We start from the raw sequence: 16931 nt of genomic DNA, 5'->3' as shown, positions 1-16931 counted from the left end.
ATATGATGTTAAAAAACAAAAATATAACCCTATTATCGCATATACTGGTCTGGTTTGTACTTTTTAGTATGCCTTACTTATTATCTTACGGACAGGAACAAGAAATAAATAGAGTTGTTATTCATTTTTGGACTCCATTAGTGTTTTCAGCAATTCTATTTTACTTTAATTATTTTGTGCTAATTGATAAATTTTTGTTTCCCAAAAAAACAATTTGGTTTGTATGTATTAACATAATTATAATTTCTTTTTTCATTTTTTGTAAAGAGACTATAGAAGCAACTTTTTTTGAAGAGCTAACCAAAAATCGCGTCAATACCAAAGAAGGTGGAGGCCCAAGATTTAAAATGTTTATTTATGTTCAAATGGTATCATATATGGCGCCATTGTTGTTTTCTATTGCAGTTAAAACAACCAAACGCTGGGTTAAAACAGAGGCAGAACGTAAAGAGGCTGCTAATTTCAAATTAAAGTCAGAGTTACAACATTTACACTATCAGTTGCAACCACATTTCTTTTTTAACTCATTAAATAATATTTATGCTATGGTAGATGTATCGCCAGACGAGGCTAAAACAGCTATACATAGTTTAAGTAAACTTATGCGTTATATGTTATATGAAACTAATGTAGAACAGGTTTCATTATCTAAAGAAATAGATTTTATGAGAAAATACATAGAATTAATGAAATTGCGTGTATCTCATAAAACAACAGTAAATTATAGTTTTCCTACTACAGAAACAGGAATAAAAATTGCTCCATTATTATTTATATCTTTAATAGAAAACGCTTTTAAACACGGTGTTTCTGCAAGTAAAGATAGTAGTATTAATATACAGATGAGCTGTACCAATAACAAAGTACTTTTTACTATTGTAAATACTAATTTCCCTAAAAAAACAGACGATAAAAGTGGTTCTGGTATTGGCTTACCTAATATAGAAAAACGGTTACAGTTGTTGTACCCAAACAAGCATTTGTTTACTACAAGCGTAGAAGACAATAACTTTGTTGCCCAATTAGAAATTGAAACTAATTAAATTATGAGTATCTCAAAAATTACTTGTGTTATTGTAGATGATGAGCCTATGGCACTTAATTTAGTGGAGAGCTATGTACAAAAAACACCTTTTTTAGAGCTAAAAAATAAGTGCAATAGTGCTATAGAAGCATTAAGTTTTATACAAGAAAACCCTGTAGATTTGTTATTTTTAGACATACAGATGCCAGATTTAACAGGGATAGAATTTTCTAAAATGTTACCCAAAAATACACGTGTAATTTTTACCACAGCTTTTGACCAGTATGCTTTAGAAGGCTTTAAAGTAGAAGCCTTAGATTACCTGTTAAAACCGTTTGATTATGCAGAGTTTTTAAGCGCAGCCAATAAAGCAAACAATTGGTTTAGTCTAACCAAACGTAACGAGCAGCAAACAAATGAAAAAGAGTTTTTGTTTGTAAAGTCTGAGTATAAACAACTACGCATAAAATTAGCAGATGTGTTGTATTTTGAGGGTTTAAAAGATTACATAAAAATTTGGCTTAAAAACAACCCTAAACCCATACTTACTTTAAAAAGTTTAAAAGCGTTAGAAGAAGAATTACCAAGTACAGATTTTATGCGTGTACACCGTTCTTTTATTGTTTCTTTAAAGAACATAGAAGTTATAGAACGTAGTCAGATAGTAATAAACAATCAGCGTATAACTGTCTCAGAACAATACAAACCACAGTTTTTAGCTTACATACAAAAAAACTCTTTTAATACGTAAGAGTAGAATTTATACAAAAAGAGAGTCATTTTATAAAAATGACTCTCTTTTAATTCTGTATTGGTTAGTTGTATTTATAATTGGTTTATAAAAAATACTATAAATACGCTTTTAAAAGTTGGTTTTGTGGCTTTCTGCGTAGCAATAAAATAGCCTTTTCTCTAATTTGCCTAACACGCTCTCTACTTAAATCAAAAAGTTCTCCAATTTCAGATAAGCTTAAAGGTGTTTTTTCTCCTATACCGTAATACAAACGTATAATTTCGCTTTCTCTAGGAGGTAAGTTCTTTAAAAGCTGAGTAATATCTGAGCTAAGAGATTCTTGCATCATTTTAGCGTCTGGACTATTAGCTTCTTTAGATGATATAACATTGTATAGGTTAGACGATTCTCCTTCTGCAAAAGGAGCATCCATAGATAAGTGTTTGCCTGTGTTTTTTAAAGCACCTTTTACTTGGCTGGCACTCATATCTAATTCCTTAGCAATTTCTATAGCATTTGGGGGTCTTTGGTAGTTTTGTTCTAAAGAAGAAAATACTTTGTTTATTTTACTAATTTCTCCAATTTTATTTAATGGTAAACGCACTAACCTAGATAGTTGAGATATTGCTTGTAAAATAGATTGTCTAATCCACCAAACGGCGTATGATATAAATTTAAAACCTCTAGTTTCATCAAAACGTTGTGCAGCTTTTACAAGTCCTACGTTACCTTCGTTTATCAAGTCTGATAGTCGTAAACCACTACCTTGATATTGTTTAGCAACAGAAACTACAAAACGTAAATTTGCGTTTACTAATTTGTTTAAAGCAACCTGATCACCTTCTCGTATTCTTTTTGCCAGTTCTACTTCCTCATCAACGGTAACCATATCTAATTTAGATATTTCTTGAAAATACTTCTCTAATGATTTTGTATCTCTGTTTGTAATTTGCTTCGTGATCTTTAGTTGCCTCATATATGTGTTTTAGTTAATAATTCTCTTACTTTATTATACTATTTTTTTTACGTATTTCCTAATTAAATTGCATATTTTATCAATTTTATTGTAAAAAAGTGTTGTTTATGGTTAAAATAGTACCTTTTTTTAACTGTTTTATTGTTTAGTTAATAACTATTAAAAAGCATTACGGAAAAGCGTAATAGGCTACGTGTTAATTTTTTAAAAGATAATTGTAGACAGATAGTTGGTAGATATTCAGAGAATAATTCATTTTATGAAATTAATGGCAAGTACTATTACGGTGAATATGATCACGGCTTAGGGGGTTGTACAGTCTTATAAAACCATATTAGGAAATAGCAGAGATTGAAAATGATAAATTAAAAATAAGAGACTTATCTTATTATAATTCAGCTATTACTAAAGAAGTACAATTGAGGTAAACATAGAATAACTAACATCAATTTCGTACAGTTGATAAAACAATTTTAATCAAAGATTTAAAGCATTTCAAAAGTGTTTTGAAAATTTAATTTTTAACCAAAGTGTATCCTTTTTTAGCTAGCTACTAAAGTAATATGTAAAACTAAAAACGATATTAATACTACAAAACAACTTATTTACTAGGTACTTTAATAGTTCTAAGTTTAATAAGTCCAAAGGCATTAAGTATTTTAATAATAACATAGGTAACATCTACCTCGTACCATTTTACTCCAAAATTAGCTCTACTAGCATATTTGTGGTGGTTGTTGTGGTAACCTTCGCCCATCATTAAAAAATCGAACCTAAAAAGGTTTTTACTCGTGTTTTTCATTTTAAAATTTACGTAACCGTAAATATGTCCAAACCAGTTAATAATAACGCCGTGTATTGGTGCCATTAAAAAAGCAATTGGTAACAAAGCCCATTGCCAAGCGGCTGTAGTAAAATAGGCAAAGAATAAAATATATAGTGCTATCCATAAAAGCCTAGAGAATCTAGAGCTTGCAAAAGCATCAAAAGATTTCCATTGTGGTACGTTTTTAGTAAAACGTTTGTCTACTGCAATACGCTCTTTATTAATGTCTTGGTATACTGTTTTTGTACGCCACATCATAGAAAACAAATTGTCGTCATAAGCAGGGGAGTGCGGATCTTTTTCTGTGTCTGTATACGCGTGGTGCATGCGGTGCATTACGCCATAACCATAGGCACTTAAATAACTAGAACCTTGAAAAATCCAGGTTAATACAAAGGTAATACGCTCCATAGTTTTAGACATTGTAAAAACTTGGTGCGCTGCATAACGGTGTAAAAAGAACGACTGAAAAAATAAACCTCCGTACCATAACACCAAAACAAAAATGACTACTGCCATATAACTTTTTTTTGCAAAGGTAAATTGGAGTTTTTCGCAAAACAATGAACCTAAATCAATAAAAAGCCAATATATGCTGGCTTATAGGCGCTTTCTTATACGGCTTAGAGCCTGTGCTGTAATACCAATGTAAGAACTTATGTACTTTAACGGAATTACCTTTAAAAGTTCTGGGCGTTCTTTAAATAACTTTAAGTAACGTTCTTCTGCAGTGAGGTTAAGTAAGTTTTGCTCTCGTTTAGACTTTATTAAAAATAAACGCTCTGCTGTTAACCTACCTATAAAATTACCAATTTGTGTTTTTGCATATACTTGCTGCAAATCTTCATAAGTTATACTTAATAAAGTGGTTTTGGTAAGTGCTTGTAACTCGTATGCAGAGGACTGCTGAGTTAAAAAAGAATCGTATGCACTAATAAATTGATTGTCAAAACTAAAACCAAACGTAATTTCTTTGTCTGGGTTATCTTTTGGTATAAACAAACGTACTACACCAGTTTCTATAAAAGAAATATGGTTTTCTATTTCATTTAGCTTTAAAAAAACCTCTTTTTTGGGTATTACTCTACGTTGTAATTTAGAGGTAAAAAACTCCCAATCTTCATTAGAAATTGTTGCTATTTGATCTAAGTACGCTTTTATCTGCTCCAAACCTTATAAATACTAGTGTTTTAAGTTTGTAAAGATACGTATTACTGGTTTTTCACCATCAATTTAGAGATATTATTACTATTAATATAGTTTAGAATTCATCAAAAATAGATAAAGAGAATTATACATTTTATAACTAAATCAGCTAAAATAATTACAATAAACAAACCATACAGTTATAACTATATAAATAAGCATACTATTAGTGTACCTTTTGAAGTAGAAATACCTTTAAATAACAATTAAATCTTCAGTATTAAAACCAACTAAAAATCATTTTAATTAGTACTTTAAATATTTTTTGTAATTTATTTATTAATAATAAGTTACAAAAAAGAGCCTTTCTATTTTTATTGGCACTATCTTTGCACTATTGATATCAAATTATTAATACAATATTATTATGAGTAAAGGAACAGTAAAGTTTTTCAACGACACAAAAGGATTCGGATTTATAACTGAAGAAGGAGTAGAGAAAGATCATTTTGTACACATTTCAGGATTAGTTGATGAAATCCGTGAAGGTGATGAAGTTGAATTTGACTTACAAGAAGGAAACAAAGGATTAAATGCAGTAAACGTAAAAGTTATCTAAATATATATTTCAAGTTTTTACAAAAAGTCCATCATTAGTTTGATGGACTTTTTTTTATGCCCAAAAACGAGTAATTGTAATAAATATGAGCTTATTTTAAAATGATTTGTATTTTGCTAAAAAATAGAAATAAAATGAGTGATGAAAAGTTTATGCAAGAAGCTGTAAATGCAGCTTTAAGAGGAATGCAAAACAATGAAGGCGGACCATTTGGTTGCGTTATAGTAAAGGATGGTAAAATTATAGGAAAAGGAAATAATAAAGTAACATCTACTAACGACCCAACTGCACACGCAGAGGTTACTGCAATTAGAGATGCGTGTAAAAATTTAGATTCTTTTCAGTTAGATGGTTGTACAATTTATACCTCTTGTGAGCCTTGCCCTATGTGTTTAGGTGCTATTTATTGGGCTAGACCAGACAAAGTTTACTACGGTAGTAGCCAAGCAGATGCTGCTAATATTGGGTTTGATGACGAGTTTATTTACAAAGAAATTCCGTTACCATACAATGAAAGGAGTATCCCGTTTGAGCAATTGTCTCCAGAGATAGCAATAAAGCCTTTTAACGAATGGACTAAAAAAGAAGATAAAACAGAGTATTAATTAAAGAGTATTCCGTTTTAAGCACTAATTAAACTAGTAAACATCTGGTTTTGTTAGTGCTTTTTTATTTAAAAGGCTAAAAAATGTATAGCGTTAACATAAAATCTAATTAAGACAATTACAAAATACTAATATCTATAGTTTTGAAATAAAAAAATAGATATGGAAAATTGGTTGTTTGCCTCAGGTGATATTATAGGAAAAGTTATACTAAGTATTTTAGCAATTTTTACAATAATTATTGTAATTACCAGAATATCTGGGCTAAGAACTTTTGCAAAAATGTCTAGTTTTGACTTTGCTTCTACAATAGCTATAGGCTCTATATTAGCATCTATAGTTTTAAACTCAGGGCAATCTATTACTAAAGGAGCAATAGCTTTGGGTGGCATCATCTTATTTCAATCTGTTTTTTCATATTGCAAACGAAATTTTGAATGGTTTAATAATTTGTTTACCAATAAACCAATGTTATTAATGGAAAACGGAGAATTTATTCTTAATAATTTAAGAAAAACAAATGTAGATGCTAAAGATGTTTACGCTAAGCTTAGAGAGGCAAATGTAAAAGATAAAAGTGAAGCTTTAGCTGTTGTTTTAGAGAGTACCGGAGATATATCTGTAATACATAAGAGTAAAGATATTGGCTTGTCTGATGAAATTTTAACGGGTGTTAAAAAATAAATAGACTAAAAGATAAGTATTATTTTTGCATTTTATTTGTTATCATAAATACTAAAGTTTGTTAGAAAAAAGGCAACAATTACCCCAAGAAGAATTAATAGATCCAGATTATTTTATTTACTGTTTAGAAGCAGTAGATGATATAGAAATTGAAACATTTACTGATGCTCAAAAAAAATTAGCAGAGTTAACTAAGCAATATGGTGTAGCTAGTATTTATAAAACTTGTGACACTATTGAAGGTTTAGAAGCAAGTTTGAATACACTGCTTTTAGATGATCATAATTTTAAAAACTATGAAATAATTTACTTAGTTATAACTGGCGAAGCTAATAGTATTTGCTTAAATGACTATTATTATAGTTTACAAGAAATAGCAGAAATTTTTGAAGGTAAATTACAAGATAAAATTTTACACTTTTCTAATGCTAAAGTTTTAGATTTAGACGAAGAAGAAGCTCAGTATTTTATAGACATAACTGGTGCTAAAGGTGTTTCTGGCTATGGTAATGAATTTAATGGAATAACTAGCTCAGAACTAGATAAAGCATTCTTTAATTTATTTAAAGAAGATGATAATATGTTTGATGTTGTAGAAGAGTTACACCAAAGGCATTATAAAATGTGTAAACTGCTAGATTTTAGATTGTACTACTAAGTAGAAATTATTTTTTACTAAAAATTCCAAATCTACGAGAATCACGTATTTAAAAATATCTGTACATAATTACAAAATACGCCATTTGTGACAACTCTATTTTTTAACGTTGTTGAAAAAAATAATTCCTGTCACTTTATAAATATAAAGCTAGTTTTATTTATAAATAAACAGATACAGTAAGCACTACCATTAAAAATATGGTTAAAATAGCTACTAAAGGCCATACAAATTTTAGCCATTTATTGTAACCAACCTTCACAATTGCTAAAGAAGCAAGTATTAATCCGGTAGGGTTTATAAACTTAAATAACCCCATACCATACAAATACGCATTTACAATCATTTCTCTGCCAATACCTGCTGTGTCTGCTAAAGGCGACATAATAGGCATACTTAAAACAGCCATACCAGATGTAGAAGGTATAAAAAATGAAAGTCCGCTATACACCAACATTACAGAGTTAATAAAAATACCTTTTTCCATACCGCTAGTAACACTAGACGCGTAGTATAATAGTGTATCTCCTATTGCACCATCTTGCATTAAAACGGTCACACCCTTGGCAATACCTATAATAAAAGCAACTCCCAATAGGTCTCCTGCACCTTTAACAAAAGTATCTATAAATTGTGTTTCTTTTATTTTTGCAATAATACCTATGATTATAGAGCCTACTAAAAACACAGTTGTCATCTCTACAAACCACCAGTCTAAACTAGATACACCGTATACCATTACAACAAAACAAGCTGTAAATACAAGCAATATTAAGCGTAGTCTACCAGTTAATTTTAAGTTAGTCTTACTAGCGTCTGATCCAAATAGGTGTTCTATTTCTGCTTTTTGGTCATAAATAATAGACCTAGTAGGGTCCTTTTTAACACGCTGTGCATATCTAGTAATGTAAATAATACAAATAATTAAACCCAAAACAAGTGTAATAACTCTACCATCAATACCAGATGTCCAGTTTATACCAGCTGCATTAGATGCTATAATAACACTAAACGGATTTATGGTAGAAGCTAAAGTACCTATACATGAACCAATGTAAATAGATGCCAAAGCAACCATTGCATCATATTTAGCAGCTAAAAATATGGGAATTAAAATAGGGTAAAAGGCTATTATTTCTTCTTCTAAACCAAAAGTTGTTCCGCCTAAAGCAATAAGGCAAGTAACCAAAATTATTAATATGTATTCTTTTCCCTGTAACTTATTAGCTAACCAGGCAATTCCGGCATCAAATGCACCAGTTAAATTCATTATGGCAATTAAACCACCAATAATTAAGACTAAAAAAATGATGTCTGCAGCTTCAATTATTCCTTTTATAGGCGATTTTAAAAAAGCTGCTACACCTTGTGGTTGTGCCTCAATCTCTTTATAAGTATCAGGTATACCTATAGGCTTTCTTATATCTCCGTTTTTAAATTTTTCTAAAGGAATATTAATGTGCAATGTAGTTAGTACCTCGTTAGTGGCAGGTATTACAGTAGATTCTGATCCACTTTTTCTAACAAACGTATTATCAGCTTCATTATACGTTAATGTGTCGTATTTACCGGCTGGCACTAAATATGTTAAAACAGCTACAAGTGCTGCTATTACTAATAAAATTGCTTGTGCAGAAGGAAATTTTAATTTTTTCAATGCGTATATTTTTTCAAGGGTTTAAAGATAGTATTATTTTAGTTGAATAATTAGTTTTGATAAAGAATGAAAACAAGTATACCAGAAAGTTGGAGTCATATTATTTTACAAGAGTTTAAAAAAGAGTATTTTAAAGAGCTTACTTCTTTTGTTACTGAAGAGTATAAAAAAAATACATGTTATCCTGAAAAAAAAGACATATTTGCTGCCTTTAATTGGAGTTCTTTTAATGATACTAAGGTGGTTATTATTGGTCAAGATCCTTATCACGGACCAAACCAGGCAAACGGATTGTGTTTTTCTGTAAAAGATGATATTAAGCATCCGCCATCATTAATAAATATTTTTAAAGAATTAGAAACCGATTTAAATATATCGTATCCTGAAAGTGGTAATTTAGAACGATGGGCTAAACAGGGTGTTCTGTTATTAAACGCTACATTAACTGTTAAAGCACACGAGGCTGGTAGTCATCAAAAAAAAGGATGGGAAACGTTTACAGATACTGTTATTAGTAAAATATCTGAGGAAAAAGAAGGTGTTATTTTTTTACTTTGGGGTGGATTTGCCAAAAAGAAATCAAAATTAATAGACACTAAAAAGCATCATATTTTAACAAGCGGACACCCATCTCCTTTAAGCGCAAATAGAGGGTATTGGTTTGGCAACAAACATTTTAGTGCTGCAAATACCATTCTAAAAGATAGTGGAAAGGCACAGATAGAATGGTAATTGAGCTTATTTATGAAAGTAAAACAGAGTTACTGTCTAGTTTTTTATCTATTAAATCTAAAGAAAGTAAAGTGTCTTGTACTTTCTCTAATGTTTTTGTGTTTAATTGTGACTGACTCCAACGTGTTTTGGACATCCATTCTTGTATGTCTTCTAACTTTTGTTCATACCTATTAGCTAAAGTCCTATCTATACTTGGTATAGTTTTAAATTCTTCAGTATACATATTAATTACCTCTAAAATATGTTGTAGTGTACCAGAATTTTCTGCAATAAAATTATCTGTTGCAGCAATTACAAAACAAGGCCAAGGAGTAGGGCAGTCTGCTACTCTTCTAAAAGTTCCATTATCTACTAAAGGTTTTGTAGTAAAATGTTCCCACATAAAATAATCTGCAGTACCGTTAGTTAATCCTTCTACAGCGCCATCTAAATTATTAATAATTTGAAACTGTAATTTGCTGGTGTCCCAATTTTTGTTTTGTGCATTAACATATGCCATTAAATGACTACCACTACCAAACCTACTAATTGCTGCTTTGGTATTTATAAGCTCTTCTATAGTCTGGTACTTACTGTTTGCACCAACATGTATTCCCCATAAAAGAGGTGTTGCAATATACTCTTGTACAATTTTTGCTTTTGTACCTGCAGTAATACTTTTTACCAAACCTTCAGTAAGTATAATAGCTATATCTGCCTCGTTATCTGCCAACATTTGACACATTCTTCCTGTACCTTCAGGAATATCTGTCCATTCTAAATTTATACCACGGTCTTTAAATGCATTTTCTTCTATAGCTAAATGCCAAGGTAAATTAAAATGCTCCGGAACTCCTATTATTTTAACTGTTTTCAATACTATGATGTTAGCTTGTTTAGCGTATATTTTATTAACTCTTCTACAGTTTCTGATGGTGTTACAGAAAATTCTCCGTTAGCTCTATTAGCCAAAATAGCGTTTAATGATAATGCATTATGACCAAGCAATTTTGCTAAGCCATAAATACCAGAAGTTTCCATTTCTAAATTGGTAACTTTTAAATTATTATGCCTAAAAGATGCTATTTTGTTGTTTAACTCGTTATCCTGAGTGTTTAAACGTAAAATTCTGCCTTGAGGACCATAAAAACCAACATTTGTAGCGGTAAAACCTTTTACAAATTTATCTGAGTATATTTTATCTGCTAGTTTTGTGCTGCAAGTAACAACATAGGGTGTAGATTTCTCTTTTGCCCAATTTGTATGTGTCACAAAAGCATCCTGAATTTCAGTATGCTGTACGTGTTTGCTATCATAAAATTGCAACAAGCTATCTAAGCCAATGGCATATTCGCTCATTAGAAAAGAATTTATAGGAATATCTGCTTGTATTGCACCAGATGTACCAATTCTAATAATATCTAAAGTTGTTTTCTCTTCTTTAATAGTTCTTGTAGTAAAATTTATATTTACTAAAGCGTCTAATTCGTTTAAAACAATATCTATATTATCTGTACCAATACCTGTAGAAATAACAGAAATACGTTTTCCGTTAAGTACACCAGTATGTGTAATAAACTCTCTTTTACCTTTTTTAAGCTCTATGGTATCAAAATACTTAGATACTTCACCAACACGGTCGGGATCGCCAACAGTAATTATGGTAGTTGCTATATCTTCTGGTAATATATTAAGGTGATAAATGCTATTGTCAGCATTTAAAATTAACTCCGATGGACTTAATTGCATATTATAATTTAAGGATTCTGTCTGTATTGGTGTTGTACAAAAAGTTATACTTTAATGCACCACCTAAATAAACGTCATTATCTTGTATACAAGAGTAATAACTTGTTTGTTGCTCTAGTATTTCTTTTCCTTTTTTTGTTAGTTTAACTGGGTTAAAAGAACCAAATAAAGGTTTTAAAGAAGTTATTATTTTTTGATATTGAATATCTCCAAAACCGTAGTTATTATCTGCTACAAGTAACTTTTTAATAAGTTCGTTTTTGGTTTTTGGTTTTTTGGTTGATGCCAATTGCAAAAGATTATTTTCTACTGCATTTAAGCCATTTTTAATAGATGGGAAGCGTTGTAAATGAAGTTCTATAGCTTTTTCTAAGTAAGGAAATCTATATTTGGCAAAATCTGTTAAGTTTTCTAACCTAATAGGATTATCACTACAATACAACTGCCATATATAATCTGCATATTCTATATCATCTTGTCGTAAAAACGTACGCTCTTCATAATGCTGCAGTAGTTGGTCGTTTGTTAATTCAGATAAACTATAAAGTTTAGATTTTCCTTCTATTTCTCCGCTACAAACTACAGATATTTCTGCGTATCTGCGGTGCATTTTTAACCAACTAACAACGGCAAGCATATTAATCTGACAAAACAAGTCATACTCAAACCATAAAACAATTTTATTTTCTTTTTTATGATTACATAAAGACCTGTATTCTTTTAATGTTAAATCAATAAACTTTGCTTTAGTAACCTTATAGTTTTTGCTTAAAAAATCAAACCTAGCTTTCCAAAAACTTTCACTACCTACGTTATTTAATGTTTTGCCTTCGCACAACATCTCATTCCAGGTAATAATGTCTCCTTTTATAGGTAAGTTTTTCAATCTATCTGTAAAGTTTCCTCCGTTGGTTATGTGTAAGATGGACCCCATAGTAGTTTTCTAGATTTGAACTATTAAAATTACATTTTTATCTAAATAATCAAAAAAAAATTAACACTTTTAACCACCAACGCGTTTAACGTTAAAGCCTTTCTCTTTTAGTATGCTCATAATCTGGTCTCTATAATCTCCCTGAATTATAATGCTATCGTTTTTAAAACTACCGCCAACGCTAAGTTTTTGCTTTAATTCTTTAGCTAACAACTTAAAATCTGCATCTGCACCAGTATAACCTTCTAGTATGGTAATTGGTTTCCCTTTTCTTTTCTCGTACTTACAAATAATAGGATCATCTTGCAACCAAATATCACTTTTAGGTGCTTTTTTTTCTACATCTTCACTTGGTTTATGGTCCGGAAAAAGGTTTTTTAATTGGTCTTGTAAGTCCATTTTACTATAATATTGATTAAATGCTTTTATTAAGGATATTGGTTCTTCAATATAAAAAAGAAAAACAACTAAATATTGGAGTTTTAAAATACCAATATTTAGTTGTTTGTGTATACTTCTTTAGAAATTATTACTTTTTAATAAGTCCTAATTCTATCAATCTTTCGTGTAAAAATTCACCTGCAGTAATATCTTCAAACTGTTTTGGGTTGTTATCATCTACGCAATTTTCTAAGCAATTTAGTGGCATTTCACTAACAGGGTGCATAAAAAACGGAATAGAATAACGAGAAGTTCCCCATAATTCTTTTGGTGGGTTAACCACTTGGTGTATGGTAGACTTTAATTTGTTGTTTGTTAGCCTAGATAACATATCGCCAACATTAATCATTAACTGGTCTGGACGTGCAATAGCATCTACCCAGTCACCATTATGGTTTTTAACCTGTAAACCTTTACCGTGGGCACCCATTAACAATGTAATTAGGTTAATATCTCCGTGGGCTGCAGCACGTACTGCATTTTTAGGTTCATCTTTAATTGGTGGGTAATGTATAGGCCTTAAAATAGAGTTTCCGTTTTTAATGTAATCATCAAAATACGTTTCTTCTAAATTTAAATGCAATGCTAAAGCTCTAAGTACATACTTAGCTGTTTTTTCTAACATTTTAAAAGTTTCTTCACCTATAACATTAAAGTTAGGTTGCTCTTTTACTATAACATTATCTGGGTATTCGGCTTCTAATTTAGCATCATTTTCTACATACTGTCCAAAGTGCCAAAACTCTTTTAAATCTCCTTCTTTTTTACCTTTTGCGTGCTCTTTACCAAAAGAAGTATATCCACGCTGACCGCCAATACCTTCAATCTCATAACTATCTTTTAATTCTTGAGGCTGGTTAAAAAAGACTTTAATTTCTTCATATAAATCTGCCACTAACTCATCAGATAAAAAATGGCCACTTAAGGCAACAAAACCTATGTTTTCAAAAGCACTACCAATTTCCTTGATAAACTTTTCTTTTTGTGTCTTGTCGTCAGATAAAAATTCCTGTAAATTGACACTTGGAATAGAACTCATCGTATAATATTTTTTTATATATTCAAATTTAATAATAATCTAACATTTTCTGATAAATTATTAATTTTTATAACAATATCTCTTCTAATTTGTTACTTTTATTTCTCAATTTATAAAATTTTCCGCTAAATGGAATTCAATAATAAAACAATTTCTTCAGAAGAGCAGTTATTACTGTACAAACGTATGATAAAGCCGCGTTTAATTGAAGAAAAAATGCTTATTTTATTACGTCAAGGCAAAATTTCTAAGTGGTTTAGTGGTATTGGTCAAGAAGCCATTGCTGTTGGTGTCACTAGTGCCTTACAAAAAAACGAATATATTCTTCCTATGCACCGTAATTTAGGTGTGTTTACAACTCGTGATATTCCTTTATATAGACTATTTTCTCAATGGCAAGGAAAAGCAAACGGTTTTACCAAAGGTAGAGACCGTAGTTTTCATTTTGGGACACAAGAATTTAATATTGTTGGAATGATATCGCATCTTGGACCACAATTAGGTGTTGCAGACGGTATTGCTTTAGCTAATAAATTAAAAGATAATGGCAAAGTAACAGCTGTTTTTACAGGAGAAGGCGCTACTAGCGAAGGTGATTTTCACGAGGCATTAAACGTTGCTGCTGTTTGGCAACTTCCTGTTTTGTTTTGTATAGAAAATAATGGCTACGGCTTATCTACTCCAACAAAAGAGCAATATTATTGTGAGCATTTGGTAGATAAAGGTATTGGTTACGGCATAGAATCTCACCAAATAGATGGTAATAATATAATAGAGGTATATAGTAAGGTTAACCAATTGTGTGAAAGCATTAGAAAAAATCCTAGACCAATATTAATAGAGTTTTTAACTTTTAGAATGCGAGGCCATGAAGAGGCTAGTGGTACTGCTTATGTGCCAGATGCATTATTAGATGAGTGGGCAAAAAAAGATCCTATTGCAAATTACGAAGCTTTTTTAAAGAAGAACAATGTTTTAAATGATGACTTAATTACAAGTATTACAGCTAATTACAAAGCTGAAATAAATGACAACTTGCAAGTTGCTTTTGAAGAGCCAACAATAACGTCTACAGTAGAAAACGAATTAAATGATGTTTTTAAACCTTTTAATTTTGAAGAAATTTTACCTGTAGGCGAATCTAAAAATATACGTTTGGTTGATGCTATTTCTCAAGGCTTAAAACAAGCTATGGAAAAGTATAAAAACCTTGTAATTATGGGACAAGATGTTGCCGAATACGGTGGTGTTTTTAAAATTACAGAGGGTTTTGTTGCCGAATTTGGTACAGAACGCGTTCGGAATACGCCAATATGTGAGTCTGCTATAGTTTCTACTGCAATGGGCTTATCTATAAACGGGCACAAAGCTGTTGTAGAAATGCAATTTGCAGATTTTGTAAGTAGTGGTTTTAATCCTATAGTAAACTTATTAGCTAAGTCTCATTACCGTTGGGCAGAAAATGCAGATGTTGTGGTACGTATGCCCTGTGGTGGCGGAGTTGGTGCAGGTCCTTTTCACTCTCAAACAAATGAAGCTTGGTTTACCAAAACACCAGGTTTAAAAGTGGTGTATCCTGCTTTTCCTTATGATGCCAAAGGGTTATTAGCAACAGCTATAGAAGATCCTAATCCGGTTTTATTTTTTGAGCATAAAGGATTGTATAGAAGTATTTACCAAGACGTACCAGAAAATTATTATACATTGCCTTTAGGTAAAGCAAGCATTTTAAAAGAGGGTAGTGCCGTAACTATTGTAAGTTATGGTGCAGGTGTACATTGGGCTTTAAACACATTAGAAAACAATAAAGATATTAGCGCAGATCTTATAGATTTACGTTCGTTAGCTCCTTTAGATAAAGAAACAATTTATACATCTCTTAAAAAAACAGGCCGACTTATAATTTTACAAGAAGATACTATGTTTGGAGGTATTGCTAGTGATATATCTGCAATGGTAATGGAAAATTGTTTTGAGTATTTAGATGCGCCTGTAAAGCGTGTAGCTAGTATAGAAACACCAATACCTTTTGCTAAAGATTTAGAAAAAGAATACCAATCTAAAAATAGATTTGAGCAAGAACTAAAAAATTTGCTAGCGTATTAAAAACTAGCAAATTTTTTAGAGCCTAAAAGACTACTTAAAAGTTAAGATGAAAACAGAATTAATATGTTTTCATTTTAGCTTTTCTTTTTTCTAATTGTCTGCTTAAATCATCTACACTAGATGTTATAGCAGCTTCGTAAGATGCCTCACTAGATTCTGAAAATAATCTAGGTCCTGGTGCACTTAAACGTACGCCAATTACTTTTCCTGTTTCAGGCGAAGAAGTATTTTCTTTTTTAAAGAAAATGTCTGCACTTACAATAAAGTCGTACTTGTTTAAAAGTTTATCAATTTTTTTAGCTACTAATATTTCTAAGCGGTTACTTGCTGTAACACCATCGTAGTGAAAGTTTATATTCATAGGTCTAGTATTTTATTTGAAGATACATATAGTACACTAAAAAATCAAATGTTTAAACCTAATATTATATTAAAGTTAAAACATTGTTGCTAGTTCTAAATTTAAGACATTAAAAATTAATAGGTTGTATAATTATTAAAAACAAAAAAAAGCACAACAATTAAGTTGTGCTTTTAGTAATTTAATGATAAATAGCAATTACTCCTGCAATTCCAGGTCTGTAATAATGCTAGTAGTTGTTTCTTCTTCTGTTTCTGCATCCACAACAGTTTCAGATTCGTATGTAATAGCAAACGTTTTGCCTTTAAAGGCTTCGTCAGATAAATCATACTTACCTAATGCTTCTGCACTTACTCCTTGAAATTCCAAAGTAGATCCATCTTCCGCAGAGAATTGATATACTTCGTTTTCAAATCCAGCATAAGTTGCAGTTACATTTTCTGTTGATACTAAAGAAGTTACAGCCGTAGCTAATGCAAATAATACAATTGATAATGTTTTCATAGTGTTCAAATTTATTTAGGGTTAATAACTGGTATATCTACGCACAAAAAATAGCTTTAGATGTTATAAAAATTTACTTTTATGTATTTTTAATATGTATAAGTTATAAATTTAACATAATAAACAAATTTAAATCACTTAAAATCAACACTTTA

At 30.6% G+C, this 16931-nt stretch carries 19 protein-coding genes; 8 read left to right on the top strand and 11 right to left on the bottom strand.

Features of this window, described 5'->3' with window-relative positions; all coding sequences use genetic code 11:
• Window positions 1–2: 2 nt before the first annotated feature.
• Both ABJD66_RS07060 and ABJD66_RS07055 read left to right on the top strand, forming a co-directional pair.
• Window positions 3–1043, top strand: coding sequence for a histidine kinase (locus tag ABJD66_RS07060; protein ID WP_348129775.1), 1041 nt, complete (start codon window positions 3–5; stop codon window positions 1041–1043).
• Between the two features lie 3 nt (window positions 1044–1046).
• A complete protein-coding gene (locus tag ABJD66_RS07055; protein WP_348129772.1) occupies window positions 1047–1775 on the top strand; it encodes a LytTR family DNA-binding domain-containing protein in 729 nt (242 codons plus the stop codon).
• Between the two features lie 97 nt (window positions 1776–1872).
• Here the strand turns inward: ABJD66_RS07055 and ABJD66_RS07050 are convergent, their stop codons facing one another.
• From ABJD66_RS07050 to ABJD66_RS07040, 3 genes are all read right to left on the bottom strand, one after another.
• Window positions 1873–2733: an RNA polymerase sigma factor RpoD/SigA gene (locus tag ABJD66_RS07050; RefSeq protein ID WP_348129769.1), complete on the bottom strand. Its 861-nt coding sequence runs from the start codon at window positions 2731–2733 to the stop codon at window positions 1873–1875.
• A gap of 601 nt (window positions 2734–3334) precedes the next feature.
• Window positions 3335–4078, bottom strand: a complete 744-nt coding sequence (locus tag ABJD66_RS07045) for an acyl-CoA desaturase (RefSeq protein WP_303544462.1) — start codon at window positions 4076–4078, stop codon at window positions 3335–3337.
• 81 nt (window positions 4079–4159) lie between these two features.
• Window positions 4160–4729: a Crp/Fnr family transcriptional regulator gene (locus ABJD66_RS07040; RefSeq protein WP_348129765.1), complete on the bottom strand. Its 570-nt coding sequence runs from the start codon at window positions 4727–4729 to the stop codon at window positions 4160–4162.
• A 403-nt stretch (window positions 4730–5132) separates the two neighbouring features.
• Between ABJD66_RS07040 and ABJD66_RS07035 the strand changes: the two genes are divergently transcribed.
• The 4 genes from ABJD66_RS07035 (at window position 5133) to ABJD66_RS07020 (ending at window position 7271) form a co-directional block, all read left to right on the top strand.
• Window positions 5133–5324: a cold-shock protein gene (locus ABJD66_RS07035; protein WP_027075965.1), complete on the top strand. Its 192-nt coding sequence runs from the start codon at window positions 5133–5135 to the stop codon at window positions 5322–5324.
• A 134-nt stretch (window positions 5325–5458) separates the two neighbouring features.
• Window positions 5459–5929 (top strand): nucleoside deaminase, encoded by a 471-nt coding sequence (locus ABJD66_RS07030; protein ID WP_303544477.1) that lies wholly within the window; start codon window positions 5459–5461, stop codon window positions 5927–5929.
• A 162-nt stretch (window positions 5930–6091) separates the two neighbouring features.
• Window positions 6092–6613: a YetF domain-containing protein gene (locus tag ABJD66_RS07025; protein WP_348129760.1), complete on the top strand. Its 522-nt coding sequence runs from the start codon at window positions 6092–6094 to the stop codon at window positions 6611–6613.
• Window positions 6614–6671: 58 nt separating this feature from the next.
• Window positions 6672–7271 (top strand): DUF6642 family protein, encoded by a 600-nt coding sequence (locus tag ABJD66_RS07020; protein WP_348129757.1) that lies wholly within the window; start codon window positions 6672–6674, stop codon window positions 7269–7271.
• Window positions 7272–7431: 160 nt separating this feature from the next.
• Here the strand turns inward: ABJD66_RS07020 and ABJD66_RS07015 are convergent, their stop codons facing one another.
• Window positions 7432–8928, bottom strand: coding sequence for a YfcC family protein (locus ABJD66_RS07015; RefSeq protein WP_348129754.1), 1497 nt, complete (start codon window positions 8926–8928; stop codon window positions 7432–7434).
• Between the two features lie 66 nt (window positions 8929–8994).
• On the opposite strand from ABJD66_RS07015, the gene ABJD66_RS07010 reads away from it, so the two are divergent.
• On the top strand, window positions 8995–9660 hold the full coding sequence (locus ABJD66_RS07010) for a uracil-DNA glycosylase (RefSeq protein ID WP_348129752.1): 666 nt from the start codon (window positions 8995–8997) through the stop codon (window positions 9658–9660).
• 10 nt (window positions 9661–9670) lie between these two features.
• Here the strand turns inward: ABJD66_RS07010 and ABJD66_RS07005 are convergent, their stop codons facing one another.
• From ABJD66_RS07005 to ABJD66_RS06985, 5 genes are all read right to left on the bottom strand, one after another.
• The gene (locus tag ABJD66_RS07005) at window positions 9671–10519 is read right to left on the bottom strand and encodes a substrate-binding domain-containing protein (protein ID WP_348129749.1); all 849 of its coding nucleotides are present in this window, start codon (window positions 10517–10519) and stop codon (window positions 9671–9673) included.
• A 2-nt stretch (window positions 10520–10521) separates the two neighbouring features.
• Complete coding sequence (locus ABJD66_RS07000; protein ID WP_348129746.1) at window positions 10522–11391, bottom strand: nucleoside phosphorylase; 870 nt, start codon at window positions 11389–11391, stop codon at window positions 10522–10524.
• Window position 11392: 1 nt separating this feature from the next.
• Window positions 11393–12325 carry a DUF1835 domain-containing protein gene (locus ABJD66_RS06995; protein WP_348129743.1) on the bottom strand — a complete coding sequence of 311 codons (933 nt, stop codon included), beginning with the start codon at window positions 12323–12325 and terminating at the stop codon, window positions 11393–11395.
• A gap of 69 nt (window positions 12326–12394) precedes the next feature.
• Window positions 12395–12724, bottom strand: a complete 330-nt coding sequence (locus ABJD66_RS06990) for a translation initiation factor (protein ID WP_100895973.1) — start codon at window positions 12722–12724, stop codon at window positions 12395–12397.
• Between the two features lie 130 nt (window positions 12725–12854).
• On the bottom strand, window positions 12855–13805 hold the full coding sequence (locus tag ABJD66_RS06985) for a 2-oxoglutarate and iron-dependent oxygenase domain-containing protein (RefSeq protein WP_348129740.1): 951 nt from the start codon (window positions 13803–13805) through the stop codon (window positions 12855–12857).
• A gap of 129 nt (window positions 13806–13934) precedes the next feature.
• Between ABJD66_RS06985 and ABJD66_RS06980 the strand changes: the two genes are divergently transcribed.
• On the top strand, window positions 13935–15911 hold the full coding sequence (locus ABJD66_RS06980) for a dehydrogenase E1 component subunit alpha/beta (RefSeq protein ID WP_348129737.1): 1977 nt from the start codon (window positions 13935–13937) through the stop codon (window positions 15909–15911).
• A gap of 58 nt (window positions 15912–15969) precedes the next feature.
• On the opposite strand, the gene ABJD66_RS06975 is transcribed toward ABJD66_RS06980, so the two are convergent.
• Window positions 15970–16272, bottom strand: a complete 303-nt coding sequence (locus ABJD66_RS06975) for an HPF/RaiA family ribosome-associated protein (protein ID WP_100895970.1) — start codon at window positions 16270–16272, stop codon at window positions 15970–15972.
• A gap of 198 nt (window positions 16273–16470) precedes the next feature.
• Complete coding sequence (locus ABJD66_RS06970) at window positions 16471–16776, bottom strand: hypothetical protein (protein ID WP_100895969.1); 306 nt, start codon at window positions 16774–16776, stop codon at window positions 16471–16473.
• Window positions 16777–16931: the final 155 nt, after the last annotated feature.

The sequence above is a fragment of the Cellulophaga sp. genome (assembly GCF_039943695.1).
In the GTDB taxonomy this organism is placed as follows: domain Bacteria; phylum Bacteroidota; class Bacteroidia; order Flavobacteriales; family Flavobacteriaceae; genus Cellulophaga.
This window is presented reverse-complemented; position numbering and strand designations above follow the sequence as displayed.